The sequence below is a fragment of the Scytonema hankhaensis NUACC26 genome, assembly GCF_045865695.1.
In the GTDB taxonomy this organism is placed as follows: domain Bacteria; phylum Cyanobacteriota; class Cyanobacteriia; order Cyanobacteriales; family Nostocaceae; genus Scytonema.
This window is the reverse complement of record NZ_BAACAP010000226.1, coordinates 82,101-104,468: the sequence shown is the minus strand read 5'-3', so window position 1 is coordinate 104,468 and position 22,368 is coordinate 82,101. Positions and strand designations below refer to the sequence as shown.

The window sequence follows — 22,368 nt, the reverse complement described above, 5'->3', positions numbered from 1 at the left end:
TTAACTTTCTCTTCTGGTTTATGGGTATTTTTTGCTTCCACCATTGGAGCAGTGCTATATACATACTCTAGTAACTGATTCAGTTTATCTGAGCCAGCCCACTCTCTCCGAATATTATCCAGCACAAACTTAATACTGAGAGGTATTTCCAAATCATCTGCCTGAGCAGCTTGATTCACAGGTCTAATATATGTTGCATTATACTGAGACTCTTGAATAATCTCTTTCCCATTCATTTGATTTAAAGCAGCATCTATACCCTCATTCCAAGGACCAAATTGATAATAACACCAATCTAGATCGGTCAGTTGGTTTCCCGTCCATTTAACAGAGTAAAGATCGGCTAAATACAAAAATTTAATTAACTGTGTTTTTGTAATATACCCTTTTGTCGCGTAGACAAAATATTTTATGAGTTTATCTAACATAATCCTTCTCTTTGCTAGTAGTAAAGTAGTCCAAGTTAATCAACACAGATGTGTATAATTATTCATAATCATTTTTATTTAAAAATTTCTAGAGAGGTTTCCTAAGTTTACATCGCTTAATTATAGTTGTTTGCCGAATCCTTGACTATTTGTTAGCTCACATCTTGCACCATCAGCTTATTGAGAAAAATAAAGCCTAAAAAGCTTATTATTTCGTAGGTAAGGCTATGCTTCAGTTCGCCTTATTGAGAAGGTGCAAGATGTCAGTTAGCTTACTTGCTCACATTGTACAGTATAATTGTACTATAAAATGGGATTGATGTGACCCACATAATATTTGATAAAAATCTCATATGTTGTTCGCATCTCATGGACTTGTTGCATTTGGCTGAATAACCTTTTGCCACTTTACCATTTCAGCGAATGTCACAAAGCATCTTTGACACCAACCGTCTACCCATAAAGCCGGAATCTTAAACCTTGCTCCACAGTTAGGACATTCCGACAACAAACTTAATTTGTGCCTCGCGACCCTCGCGTTACCTTAAACTGCCATTCAATCTTGTGACGCCAAAGCGCCCGTTCCAGAAAAGTTTCCATAACGGGGTTGACAGGGCTACCCTAAATCACGCAACTTCACCACCAACTACCAGATCGCGAATTCGCAAACTGGGACCCCCGCAACCTACAGCTAATCCATTTTGCCCGCCTTTGCCACAACCACCAGATTCATCCCAGTAAAAATCATCGCCGATCGCTTCAATATCTGCCAGTGTTTGGAACACATTCCCTGAAAGCGTCACATCTTTGACAGGTTCAGCAATTTTACCGTCCCACAGGTAGCATATATTATGCGACTAAAGCAGACGTCAGGTCTTTCGCTCGTTCACTTGCAGCCGAACTTGGTTCGCGCAAAATCCGAGTCAATACAGTCAGCCCCGGTCTTGTACTCACACCTTTAGCTAGTAAGATGGAAATTCCCAAAGAAGAATTAGAATTGTTCGTCGAGTATGTCACTAAAACAGCACCTTTAGGGCGCTTGGGTACACCTGAAGAGATTGCCAACGCTGTTGTCTACCTTTTCGCCTACAATGCTCTCCTCGTCACACTTATGTCATCCTTGTTCCTACATTATAGGTAATCTCCTAGCACCGAAGGGAGTAGCTAGAGAATTCTAGCGTCAAGAACTCAAAAATAACGAGCTAGCAATTTTTCAGCTTCGTGTTTATGCTTGTCTGCCAGTTCTTTTGGTGTGCGGAATTGAGCACTACCCATAAAACGGTAAACCCAACGGCTAAATTCATTCAGTGAGCGTGGTGGTAGTTTAACGCTATAGTCCAAGTAGGTTGGTTTGCCATCCTCAGTTTTTGATCCCTCATCAATTTCTTGACTTAGGTGACGTTTTTCTCCTTCCTTAATAAATGTCATGACTTCACGAAAAAAACGCACGGTTACGTTCACAAATTCTAACTGTCCTAACCGTTCTCGCTGTTGCTCTTCTACTTCACCTAAAAAAAGCCCCCAACCTGCTTCTAAAAGTTGGTGTCCTACCTGAAGGCTCTGCTATTGTGTTGTTGTACCACGACCTGTAGCATCTACTAGTTTAAAGTGTTCGCTGAAGCGATCCAACCTAGATACAACTAAATGTCCATTATGATAATCTTCATGCAAGAGATACCACGCAATATCTGAGTAGATGAGTTGTAAAGGATAAATAGTGAGATATTTAGTAACTCCTGATTGATAAGGATTGCGACTGCGATAAATTTCAATTGCCTGTCCACAAATAATGGCTGTTTCTAGCTGTTCTAGTCTTTCAAAGAGAGTACCACGATACTTTCTGTTAGCCATCATTTCTTCAGGCTCTGTATAAATAATTGCTCGATTAATTTGCGCTCGCACAGGGTAAACTAATTCTCCACCTACATCTAATCCTCTTAACCGTTTTATCAATGCCTGGTAAATTCGGTTGACTTGTGGATCTTGTTGATATTTAGCTTGCGATTGCAGAGCATTCAATGCAACCTTTAGCTCTGACAGACTCATTGCCCCTGTACCTAAATAATATCCCCACCGATAAATACGTTTGTCTAAGATATTGTAGCGACGAAGTATACCTAAATCTTTGCGAAGTGTATGTACTGAATAAGGAGGTAGGTCAATTCCACAGTCACGGGCAACTTCCTGCAAACGAACCGATACTTCAAGCAATGCATCATGATGCTCTCCAGATGGAGTATTTAGTGAATCAGTTGAAAGATTGCTGCCTACTCCTGGATAGCGCACAAACGTGGCAATCAATACCATTAATCGCTCAAAGGTCGCGAGGTCAGCATAAGCATGAGTAATAATCTTCTTGGGCATTTGGATATGTCAATCAAAAGAAAATATTCATTACAGACTGAGATTAATATCTGAAAGCTTTATAAATATGGCTTTTCGGCTATATTAAGCGAGTTCAATAAATACTGTCAATTTCTGGATTACAAAAAATACTGTTGCTAATATGCAATTTAGATACACCAAAAGTGATTCCAACACCCTTTCGCTGGATATGCTAACGCCTAATTACCTTTTATAAAATCAGGCTTGAATCCTGGCGGGTATCCTAAAGCTCCAACCTCGACCGTGCAGGGCTTTAGCTGCCTGAGCTTTTTAAAAATTATTAGATAGTAATTGTAAAAGCTTGATTTCCTGGAAGTATGATGGTGTCACTAGTGATTTTCCCTGTTTGATATTTGATGCTTGGACAGGAGAGCATTTGACCCTAGATCCTGCTAAACCTAGCATTACTCGAACTGAAGAAGTTATTTGCTTTACTCCGAAAGAAATTCAACTAAACTTATCTGATGGTATTGAAATTATAGATAGTTGTGTACCTTCAAGTCTTAGAGGCTGGTTAGGTAAACACCTGAGATTAATTACTAATAATTCTACTATTGTACTGCCCTCTACTAACAAAAATATATCTCACCTAGTAACTTGGCAGTTTTTTTTAGATAAAAAACCAATTTTAACGGGAATTAAGCTGAAAGGTAAAAACAATACCTATTTAGGAACTCCTACTTTGTGGTATCCTCCGGTCAATGAAAAAACAAATTTAAAAATATCTATTCATAACCTCTCTTCTCGGCAAATTATACAGATAAATAATCAAGAATTACAAACAAGTTATAAATGGCAAGCTATCCAATTAAATCAATGGATTACTCAACCCTGTTCTTATGAACTACGTTTCTACACTCAACAACAGTAATGGGTCGATAAGTTTGATATTCTACCAGAAGTTCAGCCTGTGAAACTACCTGTTGAACTGTTACCTTCACCAGTGAAACACAGTAATATTCAGGGTTTAATAAATCAATTGCCAATTAAGTACAATTCTTATGATGATTTTTGGGCAGAGGAAGTAAAGATTGAGGGATTATGGCCTTTAGAAGAAGTTCAATTATTCTTATCAAATACAAATGAAGAAAAATTGCATAGAGTACAAGCAGATGTACTAGGAGAATTAAATATAAGTTTATCTGTTTTATACGGCTTATTACCTAAATCAGAAAATTACACATTATCTTATCAACGTTTAGGGTTATCAAAACAGGTATTAGTTGAGAAAAAATCTATAAAATGGATATGGAAAGAGCAAGAAATTATTATTTCTAATTTACAGGTTAACTCTATTTATGTGTTATCTTGCTGGAATTTTCTATTACCTGAAGAAAATCCCTTAGAAATCCAAATACTATTAACTAAAGAAGCTAAAAAGTCTATTACTATTCCTTTAAACTTACCAATGGTAATTTATCATATTCAGTTGAAAGGTTTCCAGCAATCTCCGCAAAATTTAGGTTTTTGGTGTACCTCTAGTAAATATATCACGAATGAAATAGACGATGAATTATTGTTAAGATACTGGTACAACATACTAGATAGTGAATCTGTAACTGATTTTTTAAGTATAGTTCATTCTTTAAATTATAAATTTGATTCTCAATGGGTAGAAATTATGATAGATAGCTTGCAACATAATTCATGTTATTTTCCTTTATGGCTTAATTCCAATTCTCTTTTAGAAAAATTACAAGCTTTACTAAAACCATCAACGCACATTATTTCAGATTGGTATAAGATTGAGTTATTTTTTTCTAAGCTCTCTTTAAATGGTGTAACAATTCGTGACTTTGTATACTCTTTGTTATTAAACAACCAAGAAACCAATCTGAAGTTTGGTAAAATCAAGAATTTGATTTTAGAAATCGTACCTCTTGAAACTAAATTTAGAGATAGTAATTACTGCTATTCTATTTTAGTAAAAATGGCAAAAAATAACGATAGAACAGATAAAAATCTTGAAATATTACAAAAAACATTCGATTTTAATAAACTTGAATATTATGAATATTTTGTAAAAATAAAATTAATTAATTCAGAAGATGCTGAACGAGAACTAAAATCTTTAACTTAGATACAACGTAAAACTCTCTTAAAAAATAAGTCAATTCAGAATGTTGATAAAAGAAATAACATATTTGCTAAGTATGCATCGACATGATAGCAACAAAGGAATGCCATTGGATTTGACTAAACATCAAATAGTTTATTTACTACTTGCGAGTCTTTCTCCAAATGAGAACTCACAAGATTTTGAAACTAGAGTGCAGGAAAGTTTAAATGAATTGCAAGCACAGGGAGAGATTTTGGCAGGAACTCGCAATCGTTACTGTATTGCACCTCCAAGTGTTGTTTTAGCAAAGCAAGAAAACTGTTTACTATTCCGTGGAGATCGTACTTATCTTCAACTTGCTCACGACATCCTTCAGAGCCAATATGATAGCCAAAATCCTTTACAAATCAATGTTGACTTACAGAATCTGTCTGGGAGTAAAGAGGCTTTGAGAAAAGTAGGTATTCGTCTACTGACGGCAGATGAAAGCGTTGAGCATTTATCATATCCTTGTAAGCCGAAAGGTGAACGCAGTTCATCTTGGTCAACCAATCCATTCTTCATTAATTGGGGTAAAGGCAAGAGCGTGCGGTAATACATTCCTATAAATGCACCTCAGAAACAACGATGGCAAAATTGTCAGCATCAAAATCTGAAAAATCAGGATTTATTGTTGCTCCCTAGTGGTGAATATCTCTGGTTTGAAGAGCAAAATTTTTATGAATTAGAGCCAGAAATAGCAGTTTTGGCAATGTTCAACAAAGACAAAGAGATGAACTCTCCTCTAACAATCAATTGGGATAAAGCCCAGGGTCAACTAAATTTACAGGGAATTATGCTGCCAACTACATATGTACGCTGGCTTTGGGCTTTGTCTAAACCTGATAGTAACTCTTACAAAATTCGTTATTTTCCATTGATCTCCTGTCACTTAGTAGAAGCAGCATTTAAGCGTTTAGGGTGTACTTTAGTATGAAAAAAAATTATCTCGATCCAATTGCAGCAGTTGAACAACCCCGTGCAGACTTTATTCGTTATTTGCTCACAGCTTATCCGTTGCGCGATCCTCACCTACGTTACGGTTTTAGGCAGCTACTTGAGCAATCGGGGAACCTTTGGCAGCATCCTTACCTTGACGGTTCGCAACCCTACTGCTCAAGTCTTAGTGTTGATAAGTTAGTTACTCAAGGGGTTTTGCATCCACATATGGCGACTCTGGTTACACCCAGTAGTCGTTCACTTTATGAACACCAAGAAAAAGCAATCCGAGCAGTCATTGAGCACCAGCAAAATATAATTGTTGCTACAGGTACTGGTTCAGGGAAAACCGAGTGTTTTTTGATACCAATGCTAGATATGCTGCTAAAAGAAGGCGATCGCTTATCATTAGCAGGAGTGAGAGTAGTCATTCTATATCCCATGAACGCCTTGGTAAACGACCAGGTTAAACGCTTGCGGCAGTTACTCTGCCGTCAGCAAACAGCCAAAATTAAATTTGGATTTTACACTAGTCGAACTCACAAAGAGAAAAACGAGGCATTGGAGTCTTTAAGAGCAGAGTTTGAAGCTTATGAACCCGATGAACTGCACCAACTGTTTTCTGAGAAAGAAAAAAAATCTATAAATGACGAGGAATTAATTCAGCAAGCTATTGAAAAAACTAGCCAAGTGCAATTGCTCTCTCGCGAGGAAATGTGGCAAACACCTCCTCATATTCTGATTACCAATTACTCCATGTTGGAGCATATGTTGATTCGTCCCATAGAACGGGGAAAAATCTTTGAAACTTCTATAGATACCTTCAAAATGTTGGTATTAGACGAAGCCCACACCTACAATGGTGCTAAGGGTACTGAAGTTGCGATGCTACTCGAACGTTTCAAGGCGTCTGTAGGAGTCGCACAAAAAGGGAAGATTCGTTGCATCGCCACTAGTGCTAGCTTGGGTGATGCATCTGACAATCCGCAAGTTCTTACGTTGAGGTTTTCAATCTATAAAAGATAATAATAGAATTTACACCCTAACTTCTGGCAAATTAGATAGCGTAACAGAAGAAGAGGAGGTCGGTGAGGAACAAGAAGAACAACAATCAACTGAGGCAAAAACTTTTACAATTTTATTTCAGCGTGATGGTTGGATTGGTATTCGTTCAGATAAACCCTTCACACTTACGACAACTGTAAAAAATGAATTTAACTTAGCATGGTACAGTAGTAAAAAGGAGCAAAATCAGAATGGATGTTATTTACCTAAATGTGCTGCTTGTGGTGTCAGACCGATTCATGCCCAAGCTATCAATCGGTTTATCACTTATACTGATGCTCCTTTGGAGGCGATGATTGATAGTCTTTTTGAACTACTACCAGAACCAGAAACGGCTGAGAACCATTCTTCTAAACGAAAACTATTGACTTTTTCTGATAGTCGTCAAGATGCTGCATTTTTTGCCTCAGATTATCAACGCAATCATACGGAAATGGTTTATCGCCAAATGCTTTGGCAAGCATTCCAAGATGCAAAGGATGCTCATGGGATCGCCTCAGTTAATGAGGTAACAAGCCAACTGAAAAATTTATTCCTAGAAATTCCCATTCCTCATCCCGATCGAGAATCTAAATTTAATTATCGCAGTTACTGCCCAGAAGACCTAGACGGTCTAGAAAATCCGAAAGATTGCCAAAATTATGCCCAGAAACGCGCTAAAGAAATACTACTTCGTGAATTCGCTCTCCCTTTTAACCGTCGGTTAACCATGGAAGCTTTTGCACTATTAACTTGCCATATAACCTTAAATGAACCCTTAATTAAATCGGTTGCTGATAAATTTAGTATGCCGATTGAAGAAGCTAGAATTTTCTTAACAGTTATTACAGATATCATTCGACGTATCGGACCTGTTAGTATTGAAGGTGCGTCTAATTATTTTCCAGAAACTGGAGGTGTAGATGGGGGTCGTCCTGAAATGATAGACTCTCAGGGCAAATCAAAAAATTATCTGCTCTTAGAAAGAGGTGCTGACAGTACGCAGGAATATCGATACTCTCCCTCATTCTTACCAAAGTGGAAACAGAATGGGGAAATTAGTCAAGCACAAAATCGGCTGGGTTGGTATTTCTTACAAATCTTTGGCAGTTCATTGCCTCCCAAGAAAGATTTTATATGGCTTTTCGATCGACTTCAAGCGCAAGAGTTTCGCATACTTCTTTCAGCAAAAAGGGGATGCCAACTAAATTGGGAAAGGTTGAATCTCCTTGAGACACAGCGAGATTGGTATCAATGTAATTGTTGCCAGCAAATTTTTCATGTTCCTGGGTTATCAGCAATTACTCAGCCAAAACTTAATATTGAAAAATGTTTGGCTTATAAATGCTTTGGTGAACTCAAGCCTTACACACCTGAAAAAATTGAACGAGCAGCTTACGAACATTACCAGCAGTTTCTCATCAAACAACGCTCTTCTCTAGCCTTGCGTTCTCAAGAACATACCGCACAACTTGGTGTCAACGAACTAGAAAAACGCGAAAACCATTTTCGCCGTGGTCGTATCAATTTACTTAGCTGTTCGACAACCTTAGAAATGGGTATAGATATTGGTGAACTGCAAGCAGTGGTACTGCGTAACTTTCCTCCCCATGTCAGTAATTATCAACAAAGAGCTGGACGTGCAGGACGCCGAACTGATGGAGTAGCAGTGACTTTAATGTATGGGCAGCGTCGTCCTCACGATCGCTTTTATTTTGAGCAACCAGAACAGCTTATTGCTGGTAGCAATCAAATTCCTAAACTAGATTTCGGTAATGTACAGATTCAGCAGCGCCATATTCGCGCTGAATTATTAGCTGAATTTCTTAAGACTTACAATGTTGGTGCTGAAGAAGTAAAAATTGTAGATTTTTTTAAGTTACCTCAGGGGGATTATACAGCTATATTGGATTTCACATCACCAGCAAATGCAATGGTGTCCCAGCTTAAACAGTGGTTGCATAGTGATGCTGCTAAATCTAAAGCCGATTGGTGGTTAAACCGAATTAACAGTTCTGAGAATTCTCATATTCTCCTAAATGAATTTGTGACAGATTTGTCAAGTTTTGAAAACGATCAACTAGAAGATTGGAATGGGTTAGTGTCCATACTAAAGGAGATTAACGAAAATATTCGTAACCAACAAACAGACCGCAAAAAACGAGCGGCTCAAGAAAGGCGACGTGATGCTGTAGAAGCTGAACTTGACAAAATTGCAAGTCGCCAGCTGCACGAGCAATTAGTTCAGGGGAACATCTTGCCCATATATGGTTTTCCAATTGATGTAGTTCGCCTTCTAACAGGGGAAAGCAATGAGTATCATTCGGCACAAGGAAGACATCGACTAGAGCGAGATCGTCGTCTTGCTCTCGGTGAATACGCTCCAGATCAAGAAATAGTTGTAGATGACCGGGTTTATAAAAGTGTTGGCATTCTCAAGCCAGCACAACTAGAAAAGAAGTACTATTGGGTTTGTCAAAACTGTAGTAAATTCATTGCTTCTAACAAAGGGGATGACTTGGTGGAAGAGTGCCCCGTTTGTGGAAAGGAACCGTCCTCCTCAAACTTAGCAAAAAAAATGAAGCTTTATAAGGTTCCCAAAGCTTTTATAACTGATTGGACAAAAGAACCACAAGTTACTCCTTACTTTAAACCACAACGTCAACTGGTATCACAAATTTTCTTAATAGACCATGGGGATACCGCACAAACTCTATTTTCAGAAAAAAGTTTATACACTCTAATTGTCAGCCAACGCGGAAAGTTCTTTCTAGCTAATCAAGGTCCATTAGGCTATGGTAAAGGTTTCGATAGACAGGGCTTTGCAATTTGCAACCTCTGCGGACGCGATCTTAGCGATTTGGTTCGACAAGAATTGGAAAAAAGAAGTAAAACCAAAAAAGGACGTGGGAAAAATTCTGCGGACAGTTCTCAATCATGGCAATTCCCTCATCATCATCCAATTTCAGGAAAAGAATGCCCAGGAAACTGCCGTCCTTCTATTCATTTAGGACATGAATTCCGTAGTGATTTGCTTAAAATTATCTTTGATACTGGAACAAATCCCGTACCTTTGTTTGGTTCAGACGTGGAATATGAAGATGATGGCGAAATGGTTTCTGATAGTAACAATTGCAACCGGGGTTTGGAGTTTTGGCGATCGCTTACCTCTGCACTGTTATCAGCAGCAGCCCAAGTCATTGATGTACCTCGCTCAGAGTTAGATGGATTATTTGCACCTCGTTCAGACAGACGCGCTGACATTATTATCTATGATAATGTCCCAGGAGGAGCAGGTTACAGTCGCCGCATTGCTGAACGCTTCGATCGAGTTTTGAAAATAGCCGAAAAAATTGTTTCTTTGTGTACCTGTGAAACCAGTTGCTATGATTGTTTACAAACTTACTCTAACCAGCCATTTCACAATCAGTTAAACCGTCGTTTAGTTGCAGATTTTCTCAAACCCATAGTTGAACAAGTGAGTCCAGATAACGACTTACAAAACTTTGCCCCCAACGCTAACCGAGTCAATTTGTCTATAATGGCAGATTCTCTACCTGCACTTTGCCGAATGGCTGCACCAGATACCCTAATTTATTTACCTCAACTAAGAGATGAGTTGAACTTGAATAAGGGTTCAGCTTTTTCTTGGTTAAATTTGATTGCGGATGCGATTTACTCACTTAAACAAAGCGGTCAGCCATTAGAATTAATTGTTGGTCAGTTGCCAGATCCCAATGTAGTGTCCGATACAGAAGTAGGCAAGAAAGACCATCTTAGGGTATGGCGAAAACGTTTACAGCAGTGGATAGACCAAGGTTTAGTTAAGCTTTATCATCATGCATTGATTGAAACTTCACCCATCTTTTGTTTCAATAGCAAACACAACAGCCGACTCGCATTATCACTGCACCAATCCTTGCAAAATGATTCACTCGTGTGGTTTCAAACCAGAAGTCGTGAGGGTGTTGAGACAGTTGTTCATCGGTTAGAAAACTTGCGTTCTCAGGCAAGAATTGTGAAAGCTTCAGAACTAGAAGACCCAAATACTATCGTAGTTTGCCCAGATCCCAAGGAAAATGAATGGCGTGGTGACCTCAGTCTGTCAGAACTCCGAAAAAAACTAGAAATGGAACGTGTTTTGTTAGGAAGCAAGATAACAAAGGTGAGATACAGCGATCGCTACCTAAGAGTACCAGGAGCCGAAATTTTGGCTGCTCTTTTTAATGGTAGCGAATTAGACTCCCACGTTCAGGTAGAAATTTTAACTTCTGAGGATGAAAAGGATAAAAATTCTGACCAGATGAAACAAAAATTACTCCCACTTTTTACACAACTTCAACCTAACAAGAATAATCTAAAAGTGAATGTTAAGCCGTCCTATGAACGCTATAGCATTCCACACAGTCGGATCTTAGAAATCCATCGTCAAGATGGTGAAACGTACAAGGTTATTTTTGATATAGGAATGACCTTTTTGGAAAAAAAGGGTGGAAAATACATTGTTAAATTTCCAACCTATTTGGTGATTAAGAAAACTGTACGAAACGTTAGATAAGCTATTGAGGATAGTCAAGTATACTCTCAAATCCAATAGAAATATTACTCCTTTTTCGCTCTAAAATGACCGGACTTTTGTAGGGTTGGTATTGCTAGCCCTACACCTACAAGAGATTTCCAAGAAATAAATTCGCCATCTTTGGAACGGGCTTCCCCGCTTGTCCTGTATGAGTAGCGGGCTAGAAGCCCGCACCACAAGAAATTTTGGGAGATTTTTTTATTTGGAAGTCCCTAGATAATTTTCTGGCGCGAAAGGAGTTATTTCCATTACTTGGACATTCCTTAAATCACGCAACTTCACCACCAACAACCACATCACGAATTCGCAAACTCGGTCCCCCATAAACCACAGCTAAACCCTCCAGGTAAATCGAAGGTGCAAATCGTTCTCCACGATCGCCAACTTAGCGAAGCCGAATTTCAAGTGAAATAGTTATGGGCAAATTTAGAATTGCTATGTTTTCGGAAAGGTTCTTGACAAAACCTAAAAAATCTGAATTTGTCATGAATCGCTTAGGCGTGCTTATCTAATAACTTTTGCAACAGACTATCGAATGCCCAGAAGGATGTGTTGCGTAGCTTGTCAATAGCCGTGGGCAAATCGATAAGCTTCATTGTTGCTGCTTGATCCAGAATCCCAAGAATGCCTGTGATGGTAAAGCCTTTATTTATTGCAGCGCGACGTGCCTTCATATCATCTAGCAAAAGTAAATCTGCATCGATCTCTTGGGCTAAAAGAATAGCTGCGCGTTCCCCAGGATCGAGTACATCAACAATTGCATCTCCAGATTGGCTGACGGGTTGAATTTTAAGCCAGTCAGGTGGAGTGGATATCCAAGCTTGAACCGCTTGAGGAGCAGCTATATCCGATAACTCACTGTGAACAGCTTGAGGAATGATGATTTGCTCAAACAGTTCGGGCAGTAAATTAATCTGCCCAATCAAAACGAGGTAGTTGATGGGCGATGTATTGGAAACAATAATCATTCTGAGACTAAGACAGTGCGAATAGCTTGGACATCTTGCTCTAAGTCTTCTTCTGTGTACGGTAGGTAAGCTTTTTCACGCTTAAGGAATTCGTAGGTTTCCCATCGAGAGACAAAGTTAAGCATTCGGCGGACTTCAGCAGCTCCAATACGACCTTGGCGATAGTGGTCAGCTGCTATCAGTTCTAACACTCGGCGTGATATCACTTCTGGTTGAAGATTCAGTTGATTGGCAATGTCGTCGGGAAGGACGATGGTAATTTGCATTGGCATTACCTTCTTGGACTTACTACTCATTTTGACCCAAAAATTTTGGAAGATTTATCTCAACTACCTTGCCCTAGTTAATCATGACATTTACAGAAGGTGTCATGTATGGGTTTCTCGTGGGAGCAAGGCGTTAGCTTAAATGTAGCATGCTACTTCTTGCTCTCACTTATTCCTTGTTCCTACATTATAGGTAATGTTTTAGCATCGAAGGGAGTAGCTAGAGAATTCTGCCATCAAGAACTCAAAAATAATGAGCTAGCAATTGTTCAGCTTCGGTTAGCTCTATTCCTTGCTTAGATGACAATATTGACAAAGTATGTAATAAAGAAGGTAGAAAAGGGCTTAATTACTTGCCACTTAGGAATGACAATGGGAATTTGACAGCTATGGAAGTGGAAGAAACTGGAGAAGTAATTCAGCTACCTTAAAAAATTCCTTACCCTCTACGTAGAAGGTAAAGATAAAACTTTATATAAAAATACGAATTTCTTCGCTAGGAGCTACCGAAAAAAGCTCAATAGACTGAGAATAGTTTTTTGAATTGAAAAAATGGAAATTATTGCGAATATTAATGAAGCAGCTACATTTGCAGCAGTAGGTGCTGTTGTGGGTGTGACGGTCTATCACAGTGTTGGGGGAGCGGGTTTAGCAATTGGCGGAACTGCTTATGGTGTTGGTTTAGTGGCGTTTGCCGGAACTGGTGCAGTGGTTGGTTTAGCTGCATATGGTGTGAAAAAATCGGTTTTTGGATAATTTGTAACTTTTTGGCAGAGAAAAATGATAAATGTTTTGGATGTTTACAATCTCGTTTGTAAAATAGCTGAAGATACGCGGCACAAACCTAAGCAATATTTGGATGAAGTTGTTATATATGACAAAAAAAATTGTAGGTGGAAACTAAAATTTCGTTCTACAAAAACACGTGGACGTTATCTAAAACTTTCATCAGAAAATGGGAACCACTTAAGAGCATCGGTAGATAGTTATAAATCGTACTTAAAAATGACTTCTGAAGAATGGGAAGTGCTTTACCGATTGGCTAATGGTGTAGAAGATGTTCGAGACCGTGCTCAACATATTTTAAACAGACTAATTGGACAAGAGTAGAGCGGAAAGCACGCTTCGCCTTGTGTCTATGTTCGGGAAGGAGTAAGAAAATGTTTGATAACCTTGTAAAATTAGTGAGCGATTATTCTGGATTAACCAATCAATTAAGAATAGCTGATTGGGCATAATTGAATAGAGTTAACTCATTTGATATGGGTTGTAAAAATTATCAACGCTGTTTGTATGATTTAGGGCTAGGCGGTAAGTATCATGAGCTTGAGTACAATGACGATGGTAGTCTAAAGTACCAATAGTTAAATGAATCTAGTAGTTTGCTACATGAGTAGTACTAAGTTTATTTCCAAGTAGTAAGTCTACTAACGGCGAAGCGCGAAGCTATCGTACTAAAGCCACAATCATTGGAATTGCCAATGGAGCGGCGGGAACTGTGAATGCTGTTATGCTTGCAGTATGGGGTAAGTAGTAGTCATAGGATAGCGATCGCGCTATACGCAGCACCTTTGGCTCTGCTTAGAGCCTGATAAAATTTCCTTTTTTGTCAATGAACTGACTTTTTTCTGAATATCCAGAAAAAATCTCTCGCTAGAGAAAAATAGATGGGAGAGCGAGAGCTTTCAAATGGCACATCGTTAAGCACTCCCGCCGTGTGTTTTCGTATTACATGAATAACTAAAAATATGCGCTGTGACCGTATATCCACTGACTCAGCACTAAAGGACCTCACCGAGTTACAGTTGCTAGCAATACTGCTTTACATAAAAATCATACTTATTTAAGTAACACTACTAAAACATTAACAGAATAAGGTATGTTAGCTTTTTTATGAAAATAATTATCTTCAAGTTGTATGATAGACAAATTAGTTAAGGGTGTAGCTAAAGAAGTAACCAAAGGTATCATCAAAGATATAAATAAAATCCCTAAAACTCTCGAAAAAGAAATTACAAATTCACTGCTCGGTCAAGCTATAACACAGGTAGAAGAACTTTTTATCAAAAAAATTATATTAATTATTACCAAGCTATTAGGTGTTGAACTTAAAAAAGCTAAGGATGTTGATAAAGCTTTAGCAGAAATAGATAAGATATCTGGTAGAGAATTTGAAGAATTTTTAGCTAAGGTATTCAAATTGCTTGGATACAAGGTGCTTTTAACTCAAGAAAAAGGCGATTTCGGGGCAGATTTAGTTGTTCAGAAAAATTCTGTAAAAACTGTAGTTCAAGCTAAAAGGTACAAAGGGAACGTTGGTGTTGATGCTGTTTATCAAGTGGTAGGTGCGCTGGGTTATTACAAAGCTGACAAATCAATGGTGATTACTAATAGCAAATTTACTACGGCTGCCCGTGAATTAGCAGCACCTAACAAGGTTCAGCTATGGGATAGAGATGACTTAAAGAGTTTATTGGAGAAAATGTAAATCTTTAATCCAATAAATTTCTACTCTACGCGCTATCTTCATTTTTTCTCTCTAAAGTGATATCTATTCCTAGCAATGGTACTGTAGATGTCCTCAAACAAGAAAATTACTTTCTCGAATTTCTATTTCACTGGTTATGACAGATTTTTTTAAATTTGCCCAACAAGCAATTCAATCTGCTACGGAAACAGCAGCTAAGGTAGGTGAAAATATCGGTAATGCGGCATCTCAGGCAGGGCAAGCCGTAGCCGGAACTGCTGTGGGCGTAGGTGGCGCAATTGGTAACGCGGCATCTCAAGCAGGACAAGCCGTAGCCGGAACTGCTGTGGGCGTAGGTGGCGCAATTGGTAACGCGGCATCTCAGGCAGGGCATACCGTAGCCGGAACTGCTGTGGGCGTAGGTGGCACAATTGGTAACGCGGCATCTCAGGCAAGGCAAGCCGTAGCCGGAACTGCTGTGGGCGTAGGTGGCGCAATTGGTGACGCGGCATCTCAGGCAAGGCAAGCCGTAGCCGGAACTGCTGTGGGCGTAGGTGGCGCAATTGGCAGGGCGCTCGCGCTTGAGTAGTGAGCGACGCCAAAGCGCCCGCTCCGGAAAAGTTTCCATAACGGGCTTGACAGGGCTGCTTGACTCAACATAACAAGCGTGATGTTATCTCAAGTCAAAAAAACGTGTGGACAAGGCGCAACCAAAGCAAAAACCCTCAGTGGCGAGTGCTGAGGGGTTTTGGGTTGCGTGCTCTGGGCGTTGCAATGCCCGATTATTAGGGGATGGGAGAGGGGAGAGGGGCGCTTGCTCCTCCGGTAGTCTACTTAGATGGTTCCGGCGGTAAACCAAGTGTGATGCAAAATTCCTCATAGTACTTTGCTTTAAGCAGATACCTGTTAGCTATTTCGAGCCAAGTTCTTGAAGTTCTTTTTCAGCTTTTTGACGGTACTCTTTATCATTGTTTAATTCCAATACTTTCTTAAAGTTTTCTACAACCTTGTCTTTACTGCCCTTCTTTCTGTAAGCAAGCCCTCGGTCAAAATGAGCTTTAGCATCGTTAGGGTTGAGTTTGATAGCTTGGTTATAATCATTAATTGCGCTGTCGTAGTCTCCCTTCTCTCTGTAAGAATTCCCTCGGTTATTGTAAATATGGACGTAGCTAGGTTTTAGTTTGATGGCTTGGCTATAATTATTAATTGCGCTGTCGTAGTCTTTCTTGCCATGGTAAGCATTCCCTCGGTTATTGTAAGCATCGGCGTAGTTAGGGTTTAATTTAAGGGCAACGTTGCAGTCAGCAAGAGCGAGATCGTACTCCCCCTTTTTATAGTAAGCATTTGCTCGATTACTGTAAGCGGTGGAGAAATTAGAGTCAAGTTTGATAGCTTGGTTATAGTCTTTAATAGCAAGGTTGTAGTTTTTTTGTTTTTCGTAAGCAGATCCTCGACTGTTGTAAACTTCGACCAAATTAGGGTCAAGTTTGATAGCTTGGTTATAGTCTTTAATAGCAAGAGCGAAGTCACTCTTCCTGTAGTAAGAATTCCCTCGGTTGTTGTAAGTTCCAGCAAAGCTAGGGTCAAGTTTGAGGGCAAGGTTGTAGTCTTTAATTGCGTTGTCATAGTCTCCCTTGCCGTAAAAAGCATTTCCTCGGCAGTTATAATTGGTGGCATCGTTAGGGTTTAATTTAAGGGCAACGTTGCAGTCAGCAATAGCGAGATCGTGCTCACCTTTCTTATAGTAGGTATTTGCTCGATTACTGTAAGCATTAGCGTAGTTAGAGTCAAGTTTGATAGCTTGGTTAAAGTCTTTAATGGCAAGGTTGTAGTTTCTTTTTTTTTCGTAAACAGCCCCTCGACTGTTGTAAGTTCCAGCAAAACTAGGGTCAAGTTTGATAGCTTGGTTATAGTCTTTAATTGCGTTGTCGTAGTCTCCCTTGGCGTAAAAAGCAATCCCTCGGCAGTTATAATTGGTGGCATCGTTGGGGTTTAATTCAAGGGCAACGTTGCAGTCAGCAATAGCGAGATCGTGCTCACCTTTTTTATAGTAGGCATTTGCTCGATTACTGTAAGCATTAGCGTAGCTAGAGTCAAGTTTGATAGCTTGGTTAAAGTCTTTAATGGCGAGAGCGTACTCACCCTTGTTCAAGTAAACATTTCCTCGTCCGTTGTAAGCATTACTGTCGTTAGGGTCAAGTTTGATAGCTTGGTTAAAGTCTTTAATGGCAAGAGTGTACTCACCCTTGTTTAAGTAGAAATTTCCTCGACTGTTGTAAACATTACTGTCGTTAAGGTCAAGTTTAATAGCTTGGTTATAGTCTTTAATGGCAAGAGCGTACTCACCCTTTCTGTAATAAGAATTACCTCGGTTGTTGTAAGCATTACTGTTGTTAGGATCAAGTTTGATAGCTTGGTTATAATCATCAATTGCGCTGTCGTAGTCTTTCTTGCCATGGTAAGCATTCCCTCGGTTATTGTAAGCATTGGCGTAGTTAGGGTTTAATTTAAGAGCAACGTTGCAGTCAGCAAGAGCGAGATCGTACTCCCCCTTTTTATAGTAAGTAGTTGCTCGATTACTGTAAGCTTCAGCAAAGGTAGGGTCAAGTTTGATAGCTTGGTTAAAGTCTTTAATAGCAAGGTTGTAGTTTCTTTGTTTTTCGTAAGCAGATCCTCGACTGTTGTAAGCGTTGGCGTAGTTAGAGTCAAATTTGAGGGCAAGGTTAAAGTCTTTAATGGCAAGAGCGTACTCACCCTTGTTTAAGTAGAAATTTCCTCGACTGTTGTAAGCATTACTGTCGTTAGGGTTAACTTTGATAGCTTGGTTAAAGTCTTTAATAGCAAGAGCGTACTCACCCTTATTTAAGTAGGAATTCCCACGGTTGTTGTAGACTAAGGTAAAATCGGGATCAAGTTTGATAGCTTGGTTATAATTATTAATTGCGCTGTCGTAGTCTTTCTTGCCATGGTAAGCATTCCCTCGGTTATTGTAAGCATCGGCGTAGTTAGGGTTTAATTTAAGGGCAACGTTGCAGTCAGCAAGAGCGAGATCGTACTCCCCCTTTTTATAGTAAGTATTTGCTCGATTACTGTAAGCTTCAGCAAAGGTAGGGTCAAATTTGATAACTTGATTAAAGTCTTTAATTGCTCCGTCGTAGTCTTTTTTCTGATAGTAAGCATCAGCACGGTGAAAGTAGACTACTATTTGATTTAATGCTGTGACGGGTTCTTTAACTTGTTCCAAAGCATCACTGAATCTGACGCTCGCTCCATCCCAATCACCTGTCTTGTAACGAGTTAATCCTACAGTAAAAAGGCTCAAGTAAAGCATTTCTTCTGAGAGGCGGGTTTGCAATTTAAAACTTTTTAGTTCGGATATAGATGCTATCCGCCCTAAAGGTCCTATCTCAGGTCGTTCTTCTTTTGAAATACGCAACACCTCAAAGTATGCGCTTAACTGTACCGCCCGATCTGTCTCCCCATAGTTACCCCAGATGACAATAGTTGCCTTGTGCTCTTTCCCTTCCTTAAGAGCAATCTTTGGTTCAGTGATAGCTTTGTTTAAACGTTGTATCTTGACATCGGGATATTTCTTAGTAACATTATCAAGCGCCTCAAAGATATTGTGAGTAACGCGGTAGTTTTTCTGTTCAGAGCCTAAACTTTCAAAATCAGCGAGGAGAACAATAATGTCTTTAGTTGGGAGATTATGCCATACATAACCCCCAATAGCTGTTAAGATAGGAATGGTAACCATGCCTGCAAGGGCTAAACGGCGTAATCTTCTATATTGTTTAGAGGGTTTGGCAGAAGTGACGCCTACTAAAATTGGATTTGATGTGAGTGGTTTCCAATACCAGTAGAGGTAGGCGCAAAGCAACCATAAAAAGATAATACAAACAGAGAGTAACTTTAGTTACAAGTTCAGTATCGCCTAGTGATATAAAAAATCCTACTAAACCAGCACTCAATACCAATACCACAGCAGTACTAATACCTAGTTTAGCTATGGATGATTGAGTAGTTATTTTATTGTTCTGAAATGAATTCTTGGAGTTAGGTCTGATTTTGATGAGTGGAATATTAGACGGGGAAATGTTATTTAAGTTAATATTATTCTGACCAAATTTAAAAGCATCTACATAGTTTCTTCCCGCAAAAAGGGCATCATAAAATCCTTTAGAGAAATGAATAGCTACATCATCTTGAATTGGCTGTGTCATCCCGATGACACAATCAATATGTTGGAAGATGGCTTCTGCCTGAATTTCGGAATAGCAAGCGTTGAGCAATACACACTCAACTTGCTCTTTAAATAACTCAAATAAATGCGAGAGCGATTCAGTACTTACTATTTGAAGCTCTCCCGAAGTATTCTCTAAAACTAAGCCATCAGTTCCAGTACCGTGACCAGAAAAATGCACAATAGAAGGTTTTTTCTCCAACATTGTACGACGTAAGTCATCAATACGAACTGCTTCTATTTGGATTAATTCAAACGCTTCTCTATTATCAGATAATTTTAACGCCTGCCGAATTTCTCTTACCTCCTCACTTAGGCGCAGTCTATTTGTATTTATAGGATTAGCTGATAAAATCAAAATCTTTTTCATAGAATTTTAATTTTGGAATTACTATTGGGTCAAAGTCATTACGCATAGCGATCGCATCAAAACCCAATAACAGAAACAGCTTTCTTCCGTTGTTCTGGTGTCACTTCAAGATACCGTTGCAACGTACCCAAGTCGTTATGTCCTGATATTTCTTGAATATGCCGCAACGGAACACCAGCGCTCGACATTTGAGTTAGGGCAGTACGCCTAAAACTATGGGTACTGACACCAGTTAAGCCAACGCGGTTACAGGCATCTTTGAGAATCTTGTCAGCTGCGAACCGGGTCAGATGTTCGGTTACGCCACGCATACCAGGGAATAATGCACCTGGTTTTGGTTGGTACTCAGTCAAGATTGCTGCTAACCCAGGCTGAATGTCCACAACGCGAGTTTTCAGTTTGCCTTTGGTGGTAGACTTTCTAAAAGTAATGGTTCCACCTTTTATATCAGTGGTTTGGAGTGCCAACGCTTCCGACACGCGGCAACCAGTAAATAAACAGATGCCAAACAAAGCACGATCTCTCGGGTTTGTAAAGCCCTCTGTAAAAAGTAGTCGTAATTCTTCGCTTGTCAAAATTGCCCCTTGCCCGTTGCCGTTGACCTTCATTTTTTGTTTCTAGATGAAATTACACGAAACCTGTATTTGGTGGAATACATGACTCAAACTACCATGCTTTCGTTCCCAAGCACTTCGCCATCGCGCCCAATAAACTGCCCTTATCACTCGCTATTGTCCCCGACCACGCAAAAACGCCCGTTTCAGCACTTTCCTATAAGTTAGGCTTATAATAGCAGTGACATCACCGATATCAGGTACAGTGCAATATTCTTAATCTGTAGTAAGACCCTTGTTCTTTTGTTCCAACACTGTGGTAACTTTGGTTGATTGAAAGCGAATTAGGTTTAGATGATTTCCGGTCTACCGATAGTTGGAAAAGCATATACAGCCATTCTGTCTGCACAAACGTATACACCATAGAACAGTTGCAAGTTCGGGCTTGAATGCAGAGTTGAGAAAGGGGAGAAGCAAAGCAAGCGGTGGTTTCAGGCAATTAAGTCAAATTGAAAACCTGTTACAAGTTTATGTTAGCATTAAAGAATAAACTTGTAACAAATATAAGCATTACTAACAAAGGTGGACAGGGCAAAAAAGCAGATTATAAAACTCTAGTTGTTCGGGTTCCAGAGCCGATTTATGATGAAGTGCGATCGCTAATAGATGCATTTCACGCCAAACCTGTTACAAGTATTAGTTCCAACAATGACTCTAAACCTGTAACAAGTATTAATCTTGAGGACGGCATTCTCGCACTGGGGTTAAAAAACCGTGCTTATATGAGCTTGAAAAGGAATCAGATAAATACAGTGCAGGGGCTAATTGAATTTAAGCATTGTTTAACAGAAGTAAAGGGGCTAGGAGAAAAAAGCGCTTCTGAAATTCGTCGCTTGATTGATGGACTGTTAGAGAAAAAACCACTGTGGGATACATCGCTAAATTGTGTTAAACATTAAACCTGTAACAGGTTTTGATTTGATATGCGATCGCTGCATCATCCAGCTTTTTTACTATTTGGCTGAGCTAATTATTAGCCCGTTTTTTTTAAGACACGATACTGTTTAAAGTTTGCTCCCAATCTACTACAAACAACCTTGGTTTCTCAAAACGTGATATATGCTTAACGTTGGTTGTTATAATCGTAACTTCATCAAAATTTGGCAATTGAAGAGTGGCTTGAGACGCAAGAATTACATCTATATCCAAACTATCTTTACTTGCTGTTGGTTTCCCTTGGTTTCGCACTTCTGCCCATAGTTCTGCTGCTTGTCGCATCGTTTCATTGGTCAATGGAATAAGGAATTGACTAAGTTTATCAAGGCGCTCAATACTTTTCTGTTTCTTTCCCCTAATCAGTTCACGCCTAAGTTCGTAGTCAACTATTTCTGGTACTCGTATAACAACGCCAGATTCTTGCAAGGAATGTAACCATGGTTTAACTCTCGGATCTCCTTTTGGGTGTGTCACTTCACTTAACGGGTGCGAATCCAGTAGTACGGCTTTTTTCATCTATTTTTCAACCAACCGATTCTGGTTAAGCCCTGCTTTGATCTCAGGAAGTACTGTTTCATCGTACCCAGAGTCATCAGATATCCATTCGTCAACAAGCTCTATAATCTTTTCCAAAGAATCATCTTCCTCCAAAGAGGACTTTTCTTCGTCTAATATCTGTTCAGACAAGGTTTTTAAAAGCTGAGCTTCTTTATCCTGCAAATTTATTCGTTGTCTAGCAACAACTGTATACTCCCTAACAGCTTTCAGCAATTTAGGAGGGTATGGCTGTCGTGAAGCAAACCCTTTATCAGCAAGTGCTCTTAAAATCCCTATACTTTTTTGCCTTTCATCAGCAAGTGCTCTTAAAATCTCTATATTTTCCATCGGAAGGTGAGCACTTCTTTGGATGTTTTCCCAATTGTCTTTCTCATCTTGTAATAATTTTTCTGCAATCAATACGTCAACTTTTGCCCTAACAGCTTGCAATTCCTGCAAAGAAAGGGCATTTAATTGCTGGTAAATCACGTCAA

At 39.3% G+C, this 22,368-nt stretch carries 23 protein-coding genes and 1 pseudogene; 12 read left to right on the top strand and 12 right to left on the bottom strand.

The genetic code is table 11. The features are described from left to right. On the bottom strand, positions 1-428 hold a 428-nt coding region (locus tag ACKTT2_RS33205; protein ID WP_407894793.1), incomplete at its 3' end, for a type II toxin-antitoxin system antitoxin SocA domain-containing protein. A 626-nt stretch (positions 429-1,054) separates the two neighbouring features. Then, positions 1,055-1,261: pseudogene (locus ACKTT2_RS33200) on the bottom strand (metallopeptidase TldD-related protein); the annotation flags it as partial. Positions 1,262-1,272: 11 nt separating this feature from the next. Between ACKTT2_RS33200 and ACKTT2_RS33195 the strand changes: the two are divergent. After that, positions 1,273-1,569, top strand: a complete 297-nt coding sequence (locus ACKTT2_RS33195) for an SDR family oxidoreductase (protein ID WP_407894808.1) — start codon at positions 1,273-1,275, stop codon at positions 1,567-1,569. 47 nt (positions 1,570-1,616) lie between these two features. Here the strand turns inward: ACKTT2_RS33195 and ACKTT2_RS52415 are convergent, their stop codons facing one another. Continuing rightward, complete coding sequence (locus ACKTT2_RS52415) at positions 1,617-1,889, bottom strand: WCX domain-containing protein (RefSeq protein ID WP_500691408.1); 273 nt, start codon at positions 1,887-1,889, stop codon at positions 1,617-1,619. A gap of 102 nt (positions 1,890-1,991) precedes the next feature. Next, the gene (locus ACKTT2_RS52410; protein ID WP_500691407.1) at positions 1,992-2,792 is read right to left on the bottom strand and encodes a WYL domain-containing protein; all 801 of its coding nucleotides are present in this window, start codon (positions 2,790-2,792) and stop codon (positions 1,992-1,994) included. A 322-nt stretch (positions 2,793-3,114) separates the two neighbouring features. On the opposite strand from ACKTT2_RS52410, the gene ACKTT2_RS33185 reads away from it, so the two are divergent. The 6 genes from ACKTT2_RS33185 (at position 3,115) to ACKTT2_RS33160 (ending at position 11,452) form a co-directional block, all read left to right on the top strand. Further along, the gene (locus tag ACKTT2_RS33185) at positions 3,115-3,684 is read left to right on the top strand and encodes a hypothetical protein (RefSeq protein WP_407894791.1); all 570 of its coding nucleotides are present in this window, start codon (positions 3,115-3,117) and stop codon (positions 3,682-3,684) included. Between the two features lie 39 nt (positions 3,685-3,723). Further along, positions 3,724-4,893, top strand: coding sequence for a hypothetical protein (locus ACKTT2_RS33180; protein ID WP_407894789.1), 1,170 nt, complete (start codon positions 3,724-3,726; stop codon positions 4,891-4,893). Between the two features lie 73 nt (positions 4,894-4,966). Then, entirely contained in the window at positions 4,967-5,467 is a 501-nt protein-coding gene (locus tag ACKTT2_RS33175; RefSeq protein ID WP_407894787.1) for a hypothetical protein, read from the top strand. A gap of 78 nt (positions 5,468-5,545) precedes the next feature. Continuing rightward, complete coding sequence (locus ACKTT2_RS33170) at positions 5,546-5,848, top strand: hypothetical protein (RefSeq protein ID WP_407894785.1); 303 nt, start codon at positions 5,546-5,548, stop codon at positions 5,846-5,848. After that, on the top strand, positions 5,845-6,876 hold the full coding sequence (locus ACKTT2_RS33165) for a DEAD/DEAH box helicase (protein WP_407894783.1): 1,032 nt from the start codon (positions 5,845-5,847) through the stop codon (positions 6,874-6,876). Before ACKTT2_RS33170 ends, ACKTT2_RS33165 begins: the two co-directional genes overlap by 4 nt. A 331-nt stretch (positions 6,877-7,207) precedes the next feature. Next, complete coding sequence (locus ACKTT2_RS33160; protein WP_407894781.1) at positions 7,208-11,452, top strand: DUF1998 domain-containing protein; 4,245 nt, start codon at positions 7,208-7,210, stop codon at positions 11,450-11,452. Between the two features lie 515 nt (positions 11,453-11,967). Here ACKTT2_RS33160 and ACKTT2_RS33155 read toward each other — a convergent pair. Further along, a complete protein-coding gene (locus tag ACKTT2_RS33155) occupies positions 11,968-12,441 on the bottom strand; it encodes a PIN domain-containing protein (protein ID WP_407894779.1) in 474 nt (157 codons plus the stop codon). After that, complete coding sequence (locus tag ACKTT2_RS33150; protein ID WP_407894777.1) at positions 12,438-12,707, bottom strand: UPF0175 family protein; 270 nt, start codon at positions 12,705-12,707, stop codon at positions 12,438-12,440. The genes ACKTT2_RS33155 and ACKTT2_RS33150 overlap by 4 nt, the downstream gene beginning before the upstream one ends. A 108-nt stretch (positions 12,708-12,815) precedes the next feature. Between ACKTT2_RS33150 and ACKTT2_RS33145 the strand changes: the two genes are divergently transcribed. Together ACKTT2_RS33145 and ACKTT2_RS33140 are read left to right on the top strand one after the other, a co-directional pair. After that, a complete protein-coding gene (locus ACKTT2_RS33145) occupies positions 12,816-13,007 on the top strand; it encodes a hypothetical protein (RefSeq protein WP_407894775.1) in 192 nt (63 codons plus the stop codon). A 252-nt stretch (positions 13,008-13,259) separates the two neighbouring features. After that, on the top strand, positions 13,260-13,463 hold the full coding sequence (locus tag ACKTT2_RS33140) for a hypothetical protein (protein ID WP_407894773.1): 204 nt from the start codon (positions 13,260-13,262) through the stop codon (positions 13,461-13,463). Positions 13,464-14,153: 690 nt separating this feature from the next. On the opposite strand, the gene ACKTT2_RS33135 is transcribed toward ACKTT2_RS33140, so the two are convergent. Continuing rightward, on the bottom strand, positions 14,154-14,276 hold the full coding sequence (locus tag ACKTT2_RS33135; RefSeq protein WP_407894771.1) for a hypothetical protein: 123 nt from the start codon (positions 14,274-14,276) through the stop codon (positions 14,154-14,156). A gap of 349 nt (positions 14,277-14,625) precedes the next feature. On the opposite strand from ACKTT2_RS33135, the gene ACKTT2_RS33130 reads away from it, so the two are divergent. Next, positions 14,626-15,195: a restriction endonuclease gene (locus tag ACKTT2_RS33130; RefSeq protein WP_407894769.1), complete on the top strand. Its 570-nt coding sequence runs from the start codon at positions 14,626-14,628 to the stop codon at positions 15,193-15,195. A gap of 136 nt (positions 15,196-15,331) precedes the next feature. Beyond that, complete coding sequence (locus tag ACKTT2_RS33125) at positions 15,332-15,763, top strand: hypothetical protein (RefSeq protein WP_407894768.1); 432 nt, start codon at positions 15,332-15,334, stop codon at positions 15,761-15,763. 321 nt (positions 15,764-16,084) lie between these two features. On the opposite strand, the gene ACKTT2_RS33120 is transcribed toward ACKTT2_RS33125, so the two are convergent. The 3 genes from ACKTT2_RS33120 to ACKTT2_RS33110 are packed head-to-tail and all read right to left on the bottom strand — an operon-like array spanning position 16,085 to position 20,395. After that, on the bottom strand, positions 16,085-18,931 hold the full coding sequence (locus tag ACKTT2_RS33120; protein ID WP_407894766.1) for a tetratricopeptide repeat protein: 2,847 nt from the start codon (positions 18,929-18,931) through the stop codon (positions 16,085-16,087). Positions 18,932-18,968: 37 nt separating this feature from the next. Then, positions 18,969-19,787 (bottom strand): CHAT domain-containing protein, encoded by an 819-nt coding sequence (locus ACKTT2_RS33115; RefSeq protein ID WP_407894763.1) that lies wholly within the window; start codon positions 19,785-19,787, stop codon positions 18,969-18,971. 56 nt (positions 19,788-19,843) lie between these two features. Next, positions 19,844-20,395 carry a tyrosine-type recombinase/integrase gene (locus tag ACKTT2_RS33110; protein ID WP_407894761.1) on the bottom strand — a complete coding sequence of 184 codons (552 nt, stop codon included), beginning with the start codon at positions 20,393-20,395 and terminating at the stop codon, positions 19,844-19,846. 476 nt (positions 20,396-20,871) lie between these two features. On the opposite strand from ACKTT2_RS33110, the gene ACKTT2_RS33105 reads away from it, so the two are divergent. Further along, on the top strand, positions 20,872-21,300 hold the full coding sequence (locus ACKTT2_RS33105) for a DNA-directed RNA polymerase subunit alpha C-terminal domain-containing protein (protein ID WP_407894759.1): 429 nt from the start codon (positions 20,872-20,874) through the stop codon (positions 21,298-21,300). A gap of 88 nt (positions 21,301-21,388) precedes the next feature. Here the strand turns inward: ACKTT2_RS33105 and ACKTT2_RS33100 are convergent, their stop codons facing one another. Both ACKTT2_RS33100 and ACKTT2_RS33095 read right to left on the bottom strand, forming a co-directional pair. Beyond that, positions 21,389-21,853: a type II toxin-antitoxin system VapC family toxin gene (locus ACKTT2_RS33100; protein WP_407894757.1), complete on the bottom strand. Its 465-nt coding sequence runs from the start codon at positions 21,851-21,853 to the stop codon at positions 21,389-21,391. Continuing rightward, positions 21,854-22,363: a hypothetical protein gene (locus tag ACKTT2_RS33095; protein ID WP_407894755.1), complete on the bottom strand. Its 510-nt coding sequence runs from the start codon at positions 22,361-22,363 to the stop codon at positions 21,854-21,856. Between the last annotated feature and the right edge of the window lie 5 nt (positions 22,364-22,368).